Raw genomic sequence first — 11754 nt, 5'->3', positions numbered from 1 at the left:
GGTGTGTCAGGCCTGGCCGGACTCGACCTGCTCGGCCGTCCAGTAGCCGGAGTCCACGAGGAGCTCGGTGATGTTGTCCATGTAGACGATGTCCGACTCGAGGAGGAAGGACGGGACGACCTTCACGCCGTTGTCGTACGACTCGGTGTCGTTCGCCTCGGGCTCCTCGCCGGAGAGGATGGAACCGGCGGAGACCACGGCCTGGTCGGCGAGCTTGCGCGTGTCCTTGAAGATCGACGCGAACTGGGTGCCGTCCGCGATGAGCTTGATGGAGGCGATCTCGGCGTCCTGACCGGTGACGACGGGGAGACCGTCGGCGATGGTGGTGCCGTAGCCGGCGTTCTGCAGGGCGGTGATGATGCCTCGCGAAATGCCGTCGAAGGGCGAGAGCACGCCGTCGAGCTGCTCGGAGCCGCCGCCGTAGGTCGACGTGAGGATGTCCTCCATGCGCTTCTGCGCGGTCTCCTGCGACCAGCGGAGCGTCGCGGCCTGCTCGATCGTGTTCTGGCCGGACTTGATGACGATCGTGCCGTCCTCGATGTACGGCTGGAGGGTGTCCATCGCGCCCTTGAAGAAGAAGTGCGCGTTGTTGTCGTCGAGCGACCCGGCGAACACCTCGATGTTGAAGGGCCCGGTGGCGTCGCCCTCGGAGCCGTCTTCGTTGAGGATGCCGAGCCCGACGAGGAGCGAGGTCGCCTGCTGGACGCCCACGTTCTCGTTGTCGAAGGTGACGTAGAAGTCGACGTTCTCGCTGTCGCGGATCAGGCGGTCGTACGCGATGACAGGGATGTCCTTGTCGGCCGCGGCCTGAAGCTGGTTGGTGAGCGCCGTGCCGTCGATCGACGCGACGATGAGGAGGTCGACGTCCTTGTTGATCATCTGGTCGATCTGCTGCTGCTGGGTGGGGATGTCGTCGTTCCCGTACTGGAGGTCGACGTCGTAGCCGGCCTCCTCGAGGCCGGCCTTGACCGCGTTGCCGTCGGCGATCCAGCGCTCGGAGGTCTGGGTCGGCATCGCGACGCCGACGAGCTGACCGTCGCCGCTGCCGCCTGCGGCCTCTGCGCCGTCGCTCGAGCTGCTGCCCGCTCCGTCGCCGCTGCACGCGGCGAGGCCGAGGGCCAGGACCGCGCCCATCGCCGCAAACTTGATTCCACGCATGGTGAGTGCTCCTCGTCGTCCTTGAGAGGTGGTCGGCCCCGTCGTCGGGGCCGCTGTCGTGCTGGTGGCCCGGACATCCCTGTCCGTGCGATGAGACCACTCTATGACTTCGAGTCCCGAAGTCAAGGAGGAGAAGGTTGCGGAAAGGGCTCGCCGCGATCACGATTTGGTCACGGCAAATCAGTGGAAATCAGCCAAGTCTCGCGTCCCGACGCTCGAATCGGGGAGCGGGTGATTTTGGGACGTGAAGACAAGGGGCGCTCGGGTGGCCTCGGTGCCGCACCCGCCGTGTCTCACCACGGAGGATCCTGGCCTCCGTCTCCTGGCGTGGGCGAGCGGCCGTGCGTTAGGCTCGACCCGTCGCGACTGGCGTCCGTGCCCGCCCCGCCCGAGAGCTCCCAGGAGTCTCCCGGCAGGTGCTCAGCACGGGATGGTGGACCACCACCGGGGAGCGACGAGCACCACTCGACTTCGGGTCGTCCGCCTGGGCCCCGGTCACCCGTACACGGTGCGTGTGCGCGTGCCCGGACGACTGCCCCGGGCCGTGCTCACGCAGCAGGTACGCCCGCCGGTCCCGCACGGGGCAGGCCGACCGACCCCCGCTGCAAGGAGAGAACATGACCGCTCTGAACGAGAACACCGTCATGAACCAGGGCATCGCCCAGGTCGACCCCGAGATCGCCGCCGTCCTCGACGGGGAGCTCGCGCGTCAGCGCGACACCCTCGAGATGATCGCCTCCGAGAACTTCGTGCCGCGCGCCGTGCTCGAGGCCCAGGGCTCGGTCCTCACCAACAAGTACGCCGAGGGCTACCCCGGCAAGCGCTACTACGGTGGCTGCGAGCAGGTCGACATCGCCGAGACCCTTGCCATCCAGCGGGTCAAGGCCCTCTACGGCGCCGAGCACGCGAACGTCCAGCCGCACTCCGGCGCGACGGCCAACGCCGCTGTGCTGCACGCGCTCATCTCCAAGGGCGACAAGATCCTCGGCCTCGAGCTCGCGCACGGCGGGCACCTCACGCACGGCATGAAGATCAACTTCTCCGGGCGCCTCTACGAGGTCGCCGCGTACGGCGTCGACCCCGAGACCCACCTCGTCGACATGGACAAGGTCCGCGAGACCGCCCTCGCCGAGCGCCCCGACGTCATCATCGGCGGCTGGTCCGCGTACCCGCGCCACCTCGACTTCGCGGCCTTCCGCTCGATCGCCGACGAGGTCGGCGCCAAGCTCTGGGTCGACATGGCGCACTTCGCCGGCCTCGTCGCCGCGGACCTGCACCCCAACCCCGTCCAGCACGCCGACGTCGTCTCGTCGACCGTGCACAAGACGATCGGCGGACCCCGCTCCGGCTTCATCCTGTCCCGCGAGGAGTACGCCAAGAAGATCGACTCCGCCGTGTTCCCGGGCCAGCAGGGCGGGCCGCTCATGCACGTCGTCGCGGCCAAGGCCGTCGCGTTCAAGATCGCCGCGTCCGAGGAGTTCGCCGAGCGCCAGCACCGCGTGCTGCGCGGCGCCAAGATCATCGCCGACCGCCTCACCGCGGCCGACGTCACCGAGGCCGGCGTCTCGGTGCTCACCGGCGGCACCGACGTGCACCTCGTGCTCGTCGACCTGCGCCACTCGGAGCTCGACGGCCAGCAGGCCGAGGACCTCCTGCACGCCGTCGGCATCACCGTGAACCGCAACGCCGTGCCCTTCGACCCGCGCCCCCCGCGCGTCACCTCCGGCCTGCGCATCGGCACGCCGGCGCTGGCCGCCCGCGGCTTCGGCGACGAGGAGTTCACCGAGGTGGCCGACATCATCGCGACCGCGCTCAAGGGCGGTGCCGCGACCGACGTCGAGTCGCTCAAGGCCCGCGTCGACAAGCTCACCGGCGACTTCCCGCTGTACCCCGGCCTCCAGCAGTACTGAGAGGGAGGACACCCATGACTGCACAGCTCCTGGACGGCAAGGCCGCCGCTGGCCAGATCAAGGCCGAGCTCACCGCACGCGTGACGACCCTGCGCGAGCAGGGCATCACGCCCGGCCTCGGCACGCTGCTCGTCGGCAGCGACCCCGGCTCGCAGTGGTACGTCGCCGGCAAGCACCGCGACTGCGCCGAGGTCGGCATCGAGTCCATCCGCGAGGACCTCCCCGAGGAGGCCACGCAGGACGAGATCGAGGCGGCCGTGCGTCGCCTCAACGACGACCCGCGCTGCACCGGCTACATCGTGCAGCTCCCGCTGCCGAAGGGCATCGACACCAACCGCGTGCTCGAGCTCGTCGACCCCGCCAAGGACGCCGACGGCCTGCACCCGACCAACCTCGGGCGACTGGTGCTGCGCACCAACGAGCCGATCGAGTCCTCGCTGCCCTGCACCCCCGCGGGGATCATCGACCTCATCGAGCGCAACGGCATCTCGCTCGCCGGCAAGCACGTCGTCGTCGTCGGGCGCGGGACCACGGTGGGGCGCTCGATCGGCCTGCTGCTCACGCGGCGCGCCGTCAACGCCACGGTGACGCTCACGCACACCGGCACCACCGACCTGTCCTCGCACCTGCGCGGCGCCGACGTGATCGTCGCCGCCGCAGGGGTGCCGGGCATCGTCACGGCCGAGGACGTCAAGGCCGGGGCCGTCGTCATCGACGTCGGCGTCAGTCGCACCACCGACCCCGAGACGGGCAAGAGCAAGGTCGTCGGCGACGTCGACCCGGCCGTCGCCGAGGTCGCCGCGTGGATCTCCCCGAACCCCGGGGGAGTCGGCCCGATGACCCGCGCGATGCTCCTCGCGAACGTCGTCGACACCGCCGAGCGAGAGCTCGCGGCCCGCTGACCATCGCGCGACGCCGAGCGCCACGTGCGACGAGCCTGAGACACGACGAGACCACCGGTGCGTGCACCGGTGGTCTCGTCGTGTCGGACCGGCGTGCGGTCAGGGCACCAGCACGATCCGGCCGAAGACGGTCCCGCGGTCCATCCGCCGGTGGGCCTCGGCCGCCTGGGCGAGCGGCAAGACGTCGTCGACCACGGCGTGCAGCTCACCACGGGCGGCCGCGTCGAGCTGTGCGGCGCGGACGGGGTCGCGCTGCGACGCCGGGACGGAGTCGAGGCTGAAGGTCGCGACGGACCGCGACTGCTGGAAGGAGGAGAGCAGCCGCGCGCCGAAGTCTGCCGGGGGGAAGCCCGCGACCACCCCGACCAGCACCAGGCGCCCGTGCGGCGCGAGCCGGTCGACGAAGTCAGGCACGGCAGGACCGGCCGCGATGTCGAGGATGACGTCGAAGAGCGCCGGGGCGTCGGACTCCGCCCTGCCGTCCCGGTCGAGCACGTGCGTCGCGCCGAGCGCACGCAGCCGGTCACCCCGCTCCGGTGACGAGGTCGTGACGGCCACGACGGCCGCCCCGGCACGGACGGCGATCTCGACGGCTGCGATGCCGATGCTCCCGGCAGCCCCACGGACCAGGATCGACTCACCCGAGCGGAGGTGGGCGTGGGTCAGCGCGAGCCGGGCGACCGTGCTGGCGCCGCCGACGGTCACGGCGTCGACCGGGGACAACCCGTCAGGCAGCTCCACGACGTCGTCGACGCGCGCGACGGCCTGCTCTGCGTAGCCGCCGCTCGTCCCTGTGAAGGCCCACACCCGGCGACCGACCCACGCCGGGTCGACGCCGGCCCCCACCGACGACACCGTGCCCGCGACCTCGCTGCCGAGGATCATCCCCTCGGAGAACGCCGGGCCGAGAGCCCCTCTCCGGACGACAGCGTCGACGCCGCCGACCCCGATCGCCTCCGTCTGGACCACGAGGTGGTCTGCCGGCGGCACCGGTGGGGGCAGCTCGGCCACCACCATCCCGCTCGGGTCTCCGAACTGCTGGATCGTCACTGCGCGCATGGTTCGCTCCTAGGTCGTCAGTTGGTCGTCGGCTGGTCGCCAGCTGGTCGTGCGCTGGGCTGCTGTACTCTCGGGACGCTAACGGACGCCCCCGTCCACATCGCCGAACTGAGAGAGCAGGAGCGGCAGATGACTCAGAAGCTGCGGTCTGACGCACGCGACAACCGCGACCGCATCGTCACGGCGGCACGCGCGCTCTTCGCCGAGTCGGGTCTCGACGTGGGGATGCGCGAGATCGCCCGCAAGGCCGAGGTGGGTCCCGCGACGCTCTACCGTCGCTTCCCCAGCAGGCAGGACCTCGTCGCCGAGGCCTTCACCGTCGAGATCCGCTCGTGCCGGGAGACCGTCGAGGACGGGTGCGCAGACCCCGACGCGTGGCGCGGGCTGACCTCGGTCGTGACGAGCCTGGTGACGGCCAACGTCCACAACCGGGGGTTCACGGACTCCTTCTTCGCCGCCGACCCGCCGGACCAGACGATCTCGGAGGAGCGGCGGGACCTCCTCCGACAGCTGTCGGGCCTCGCTCGACGAGCCCAGGCGCAGGGTCGCCTGCGCCCGGACTTCGTCGTCGACGACCTCGTCCTCGTCCTGCTCGCCGTCCGCGGCCTGAGCACCCTCGCCCCCGACGCACGCGCCGCGGCCGCCCGCCGCTTCGCGGTCCTCGCCGTAGACGGCCTCCGCGCCCCGGCCCCTGCTCCGGCCACTCACTCCTGACGCCACCCCCGCCCCTTTTCATGCTCGTGGCGCGCAGGCTCGACCCTCTGCGGAGGGCTACGCCGACGCGCCACGGGCATGAGAGGTGAGGGGGTGGGTGCGTGGGGTGTGGGTGGGATGGGGTTGGATAGAGGCATGGTCACCATCGCTACAGCCAACGTCAACGGCGTCCGTGCCGCGTACCGCAACGGGATGGGGGAGTGGCTCGCCGAGCGCAAGCCCGAGATCCTCCTGCTCCAGGAGGTCCGTGCGACCGACGAGATCCTCGAGGGGCTGCTCGGGGAGGGCTGGAACAGCGTCCACCAGGCCTGCGACATCAAGGGGCGCGCGGGCGTCGCGATCGCCACCACGCTGCCCTTCGCCGCGGTCCGGGTGGGCCTCGGCAACGGCGAGCCCGAGGTCCCCGTCGACACCGGACGCTGGGTCGAGGCCGACATCGAGCTGCCCTCCGGCGAGGTGCTCACCGTCGTGTCCGTCTACATCCACTCGGGCACCGCGGGCACGCCCAAGATGGACCAGAAGTTCGCCCACCTCGAGAAGGTGGACGCACGCCTCCGCGAGCTCATGGACAGCGGCCGCCACGTGGTGGTCGGCGGCGACGTCAACATCGCCCACCAGAACGTCGACATCAAGAACTGGAAGGGCAACCTCAAGTCCGCCGGGTTCCTCCCCGAGGAGCGCGCCTACCTCGACCGCTGGTTCGAGGCCGGCTGGGTAGACCTCGGTCGACGCCACGGCGGAGAGGGCCCCGGGCCGTACACCTGGTGGTCCAACCGCGGCCAGTCCTTCGCGAACGACGCCGGGTGGCGCATCGACTACCAGCTGAGCACCCCGGCCCTCGCCGAGCTCGCCTCGAACGTCCACGTCGACCGCGCCGACTCCTACGAGGCCCGCTGGAGCGACCACGCGCCGCTGCTCGCCGACTACGCGCTCTGAGCGCACCGGGCTGATCCAGCCCCGCGCAGACGACGACGGGCTCGTCACCTCCAGGAGGTGACGAGCCCGTCGTCGTGAGGGCTGCTCCGAGGGTCCCGTCCCGCGGTGCCTCAGATCCTGCAGCGCCTCAGATCCCTCCGCGCAGCGCGGTGATCGGCTCGATGGCGGAGGCCTTCATCGCGGGGTACATGCCCGCCACGAGGCCGATGACGCCGCCCATCGCCGCGGCGCCGAGCGCCATCCGCACGTCGAGGATCGCCGTCCAGTCCTTGAGGACAGAGACACCGACCACGACGAACACGCCGATGGCCGCACCGATGAGCCCGCCGAGCAGGCCGATGACCACCGACTCGACGACGAACTGCCCGGCGATGTCCTTGCGCGACGCACCCAGGGCGCGGCGCAGGCCGATCTCGCCCCGGCGCTCCATGACCGACAGCAGCGTGACGTTCGCGATCCCGAGCCCGCCGACGAGCAGCGCGACACCGCCGAGGGCGAGGAAGATCGCGTTGATGTCCGCCTGGACGGCCTGGCGCAGCTCGGAGGCCTGCGCCGGTGCCTTCACGTCGAAGTTCTCCGGGGTGTTCGGGTCGAGGGCGACCGGCGCCTGCTCCGACACGAGCGGTCCTGCGCCCGTCGCGATGCGCAGGTGCAGCTCCTCGGCCGAGGTGAGGCCGAAGTCCGCCCGTGCCGTCCCGAGCGGCAGGACCACCGCGTCGAGCAGGTCAGGGCGACGCTGCATGCCGTCGACGATGCCGACGACCGTGTAGCTGTCGTCCCCGATGAAGATCGACGGCTGGCTCTCGACCCGGCTGACACCGAGCTGGTCGGCAGCCCGCTGCCCCAGGACCACCACGCGGTCGGCGCGCTCGGAGTGCCCGTCGTCGAAGAACCGTCCGGTGACGACCTGGCCGCGGACGGCCTCGAGCAGCCCGCCCGACGCGGCGACGACCGACGGTGACACCACCTGCGGTGCCGAGGGGTCGTTGACCGGCACGGCAGTCACCGCCGCGTCGCCGACGTCGACCGCCCCGACGAGGCCCGCGCCCTCCACCCCGTTGAGGCGCAGGACTCGCTCGGGGGAGTCCCAGGGCAGGCTCGTCTTGGGGCGCGCGTTGCCGCTCCACGACGAGCCCGTCGACCCAGGGGTCACGAGGGCCTGCGTGGCAGAGACGGCGTCGAACTGTGCGCTGATCTGGCCCGCTGCCGTCTGGGCGAGCCCGACGGTCACCACGACCGACCCGATGCCCAGCACCGTGCCGAGGATGGTCAGCACCAGCCGACCCGGCTTCGCACCGATGCCGTGGGCGGACTCGGCGAACAGGTCACGCAGGGAGAAGCGGTCCCGGCGGGCACCGAGGTGGATGTCAGAGCGGCTCAGCCGGCCCTCGCGCGATGCTACGAAGGGCAGCCGGTCGAGGCGCAGCGCGGAGGCGACGCGGCGCGGGGCACGACGCAGCCAGCCGAGGCGACCCGCCTCGGCACCGTCGTCGGTACCCGCCTGTTCCATGGTCTCGTGCATGCCGGAGGTCTCAGGCTCGGCGCCCACGTCGTGCGCGTCCGTCACCGGGACCTCCGCGGTCTCCGTGTCTGCGCCCGTGCGCCAGCCCCTCACGAGAGCTCCTCCAGCCGGCCGTCCGAGATCCGCACGCGGCGCTCGGCGCGGCCGGAGACCGCGAGGTCGTGCGTGATGACCACGAGGGTGAGGCCGTCGGCGTGCAGCTCGTCGAAGAGGTCCATGATCCCCGCCGAGTTCTTGGTGTCGAGGTTGCCGGTGGGCTCGTCGGCCAGCAGCAGCTTCGGGTCGGCGACCACCGAGCGGGCGATCGCCACGCGCTGGCGCTCACCGCCTGACATGGTCGACGGCGTGAAGTCCACACGGTGCCCCAGCCCCACCCGCTCGAGGGCCGCCCGGGCGCGGTCCTCGCGCTCGCCCCGGGGGACACCGGAGTAGAGCGTCGCGAGCAGCACGTTGTCGAGCACCGTGCGGTGCGGCAGCAGGTGGAAGGACTGGAAGACGAACCCGATGCGACCGCCGCGCAGCGCGGCCCGGTCCGACTCCGACGCGCTGCCGGTCGGCAGGCCGTCGAGCCGGTACTCACCGCTCGTCGGACGGTCCAGCAGACCCAGGATGTGCAGCAGCGTCGACTTGCCCGACCCCGACGGACCGATGATCGACAGGTAGTCACCCGACCGCACCGTGAGGTTCACGTCGACCAGCGCGTCCACCGGCCCCGGGAACTGGCGCCCCAGGTCCACCAGCTCGACCACCGGACGGCGGACCTCGAGCGGAGCAGACACCTCGTCGAGCACCGTCACTTGCCCACCACGACCTGGTCGGAGGTCGTCAGAGGCTGCTCCGACGACACGATCTGCACGAACCCGTCCGCCGCGAGACCCGTCTCGACGGTCAGCAGCTCGGTCGTACCGCCCGTGCCCGCGCGCTCGACGCGAGACTCGCCGCCCGACCCGGCAGAGAGCGCCGCGGCCGGGACCGCGAGCACCTCCTCGCCGGTCGAGCTCACCGGGACCGTGATCTTGATGTTCTGGCCCAGCAGCACCGTCGTCTGCTCGTCCGTCAGCCCCTCGGGCACGAAGGTCACCGTGAAGCGCGAGCTCGTCTTCTCCTCGCCCTCGCCGTCCTCGGCGGCCGTGGCCGCGGCGATCTCGGAGATGGTGCCCGTGATCGTCCCGCCACCGTCGGGGACCGGGAAGGTGCCCTCCATGCCGACCTCGAGGAGGTCCGCGTCCGAGGCGGCGACCGAGCCCTCGACCACCACAGTCGCGCCCGACACGCTCATGAACGGCGTCGAGCCCGACAGCGTCGTCCCGCGCGACGTCTGGACCTGGTCCACACGTCGCGGCAGCTCCGAGAAGTACACGACCTCGGCCGCAGGGAGCGACGTCATGGTGCTCGCCAGCGCCTCGTCGAGGTCGGCCTGTGCCTGGTCGACGGCGGCGCGGGCGTTGTCACGGGCGGTGACCAGGGAGGTCGAGCTCGTGCTGGTGGCAGCCTCGTCGCGCGCGGCGACGGCGATGTCGAAGGCGTCCTGGGCGGTGATCACGGCGTTCTGGAGCTCGAAGACGTCGCCGCCCTCCTCGCCCGGGCCGGCGTCACGTGCACGGACCGCGGCCTCGAGCGTGCGCTGCGCCTCGTTGACGGCGCTCTGCATCGTCATGCGCTCAGACCGGGTCTGGCCGCCAGCGCCCTCGGTCAGCGCGCTCTCTGCCTCGGTGAGCATGTCCTTCGCCGACCGCAGCCCGTCCCGCGCGGCCGTCAGCGTCGAGGTGTCCTCCGGGCTCGGTGCCGGCGACGGGTACCCGGCCGTCACGTAGAGCTGGTCGACGGCGGCGACGGTCGCGGCGTCGTAGACGTCGGACTCGACGTTGCCGGGGTTGATGCCGAGGGCTGCGAGGGCCTGCTTGAGCTGGAGGACGTCGGGTCCGGAGACCCCGACGCGCAGCGTGCGGTAGGCGGGCAGCTCGCCCGGCAGGGCGATGACGGGGCGACCGGCGACCTCGAGGACCACCGACGCGGCGTCGACCGTCGTGCCGACCTCGGGGACCTGGCCGGTGACGACCGGGGTCCCGGAGATGTCGGTCGTGTCGATCGACACCGAGACGGACTCGTCGTAGAGGACGTCGGCGCGCAGCGTCACGTCGTTCGCGATGACGCGGTTCTCGACCGGCACCGTGATGAGGCCCGCCTCGGGCGGGGCCGCCTGGGCGGCCGCGTCGGCGGGGGACTGGATGAACCGCGCGATGACGATGCCAGCCGTGAGGAACACGACCGCGACGATCGCGAGGAGCCAGATGACGCGGTTCCCGCTGAAGAACCTCGAGAGAGGCTTCGCCCCGGTCATGAGGCGGCGGACTCTTCCATCATCGAGGCCTTGTAGGCCTCGAGCTCGGCCTGGTGGTCCTTGATGAACTGCTCCTCGATCGCGAAGGTCACCTTCTGCTCGCGCTCGGTCCAGTCGACCGACTCCTTGCAGCGGAAGTCGGCGAGGGCGGTCTCGATGTCGTTCTGCTTGGCGGCCTTGCGGTCCTCGGTCGAGGGCTCGGGCCACACGGCGTTCGGGTCCTCCGGGTTCTCGGGCTCGCCGAGGTCTTCGTAGAGCGCGTTGTACTCGTCCATGACGGCGGTCTGCGCGTCGTCCGGGGTCGCGAACCCGGTGTAGCCCGCGTCCGCCATGCACGAGGACCACTCGGAGTGGAGGGTCTTGAGCTCAGGGGCGTTCATCTGGCTCTCGTACATCTCGTTGAAGGCGTCGAAGAGCGGCTCGAACTCGGCGTCGGTGCCGCCCGACTCCGGGTAGACCTCGTTGCTGGCCCAGCCGTAGCAGCCGCCGTCCTCCCAGTTCCACTCGTAGGTCTCCATCTCCTCCTCGGTCATGTCCGACCAGACGTCGGGACCGTTGAGGGCCTCGTAGAAGGCCGCCTGCGCGGACTCTGACAGGGACGCGACGTAGTCGGCGTTCGGGTCGACCCACTCGTCGGCAGGCTCCTCCTCGCCCTCGTCACCCTCCTCCGTCTCCGAGTCGTAGTACATGCCGTACCCGTTCTTGGTGACCCACTCCTCGGTGTTCTGGTCCTCGGCGTCCTCAGGGTCGAAGGCGGTGAAGCTGCCCGAGTAGTCCTGCGGGATGTACTCGAAGCCGGCGTCGACCATGCACTCGGCGACGAGGTTCTCCATCTCGACCTGCTGACGCTGGCCCTCGGCCTCGTCGTACGTGCTGTCGATCTCGGCGAAATACTCGCCGAGCGGGCTCGTGGTGGTGCCGTCGGGACCGGTCTTCGCGTCGTCGCCCGAGCACGCGGTCAGGGCGAGGAGCCCGACGGCGGCGAGGGCGGCGGTCAGCCTCAGCGCAGGGTGGCGGGTCGTCATCGGAGGTCTCCTCAGCAAAAGTTGTTTAAAGTTCACGCATGTATGCGGTCACGGGTGATCGACGAGACGACCGTAATACCTGTGCGTCTGCTGGGTATCCACCTACAGGTGGATGTTTCGCGGGGTCGCCTGAATTCACCCGGACGGCCCAGACGTGACGCATCGGTGCAGGTGAGGTGGCCTCGAG

The 11754-nt window shown here is 70.9% G+C and carries 10 protein-coding genes and 1 riboswitch; of the genes, 4 read left to right on the top strand and 6 right to left on the bottom strand.

The genetic code is table 11. The annotated features are described in order from the left end of the window. Window positions 1-6: 6 nt before the first annotated feature. A complete protein-coding gene (chvE, locus tag SKED_RS13710) occupies window positions 7-1158 on the bottom strand; it encodes a multiple monosaccharide ABC transporter substrate-binding protein (protein WP_042438076.1) in 1152 nt (383 codons plus the stop codon). Window positions 1159-1510: 352 nt separating this feature from the next. After that, window positions 1511-1655: riboswitch (ZMP/ZTP riboswitch) on the top strand. Between the two features lie 120 nt (window positions 1656-1775). Here chvE and glyA point away from each other — a divergent pair. Together glyA and SKED_RS13700 are read left to right on the top strand one after the other, a co-directional pair. Next, complete coding sequence (gene glyA / locus SKED_RS13705) at window positions 1776-3068, top strand: serine hydroxymethyltransferase (RefSeq protein WP_012867765.1); 1293 nt, start codon at window positions 1776-1778, stop codon at window positions 3066-3068. A 14-nt stretch (window positions 3069-3082) separates the two neighbouring features. Further along, the gene (locus SKED_RS13700; protein ID WP_012867764.1) at window positions 3083-3970 is read left to right on the top strand and encodes a bifunctional methylenetetrahydrofolate dehydrogenase/methenyltetrahydrofolate cyclohydrolase; all 888 of its coding nucleotides are present in this window, start codon (window positions 3083-3085) and stop codon (window positions 3968-3970) included. 99 nt (window positions 3971-4069) lie between these two features. Here the strand turns inward: SKED_RS13700 and SKED_RS13695 are convergent, their stop codons facing one another. Continuing rightward, window positions 4070-5029, bottom strand: coding sequence for a zinc-dependent alcohol dehydrogenase family protein (locus SKED_RS13695; protein ID WP_012867763.1), 960 nt, complete (start codon window positions 5027-5029; stop codon window positions 4070-4072). 129 nt (window positions 5030-5158) lie between these two features. On the opposite strand from SKED_RS13695, the gene SKED_RS13690 reads away from it, so the two are divergent. Beyond that, window positions 5159-5743, top strand: coding sequence for a TetR/AcrR family transcriptional regulator (locus SKED_RS13690; protein ID WP_012867762.1), 585 nt, complete (start codon window positions 5159-5161; stop codon window positions 5741-5743). A 135-nt stretch (window positions 5744-5878) separates the two neighbouring features. Then, window positions 5879-6679 (top strand): exodeoxyribonuclease III, encoded by an 801-nt coding sequence (locus SKED_RS13685; protein ID WP_012867761.1) that lies wholly within the window; start codon window positions 5879-5881, stop codon window positions 6677-6679. Between the two features lie 127 nt (window positions 6680-6806). On the opposite strand, the gene SKED_RS13680 is transcribed toward SKED_RS13685, so the two are convergent. The 4 genes from SKED_RS13680 to SKED_RS13665 are packed head-to-tail and all read right to left on the bottom strand — an operon-like array spanning window position 6807 to window position 11567. Further along, the gene (locus tag SKED_RS13680; RefSeq protein ID WP_012867760.1) at window positions 6807-8294 is read right to left on the bottom strand and encodes an ABC transporter permease; all 1488 of its coding nucleotides are present in this window, start codon (window positions 8292-8294) and stop codon (window positions 6807-6809) included. After that, the gene (locus tag SKED_RS13675) at window positions 8291-8998 is read right to left on the bottom strand and encodes an ABC transporter ATP-binding protein (protein WP_012867759.1); all 708 of its coding nucleotides are present in this window, start codon (window positions 8996-8998) and stop codon (window positions 8291-8293) included. Before SKED_RS13675 ends, SKED_RS13680 begins: the two co-directional genes overlap by 4 nt. Beyond that, on the bottom strand, window positions 8995-10542 hold the full coding sequence (locus tag SKED_RS13670; RefSeq protein ID WP_012867758.1) for an efflux RND transporter periplasmic adaptor subunit: 1548 nt from the start codon (window positions 10540-10542) through the stop codon (window positions 8995-8997). The genes SKED_RS13675 and SKED_RS13670 overlap by 4 nt, the downstream gene beginning before the upstream one ends. Further along, window positions 10539-11567, bottom strand: a complete 1029-nt coding sequence (locus SKED_RS13665; protein WP_012867757.1) for a hypothetical protein — start codon at window positions 11565-11567, stop codon at window positions 10539-10541. The genes SKED_RS13670 and SKED_RS13665 overlap by 4 nt, the downstream gene beginning before the upstream one ends. Window positions 11568-11754 lie beyond the last annotated feature (187 nt).

It is taken from the genome of Sanguibacter keddieii DSM 10542 (assembly GCF_000024925.1).
GTDB lineage: Bacteria > Actinomycetota > Actinomycetes > Actinomycetales > Cellulomonadaceae > Sanguibacter > Sanguibacter keddieii.
Note: the sequence above shows the minus strand (reverse complement) of the source record. Positions and strands in the feature narration are given on the sequence as shown.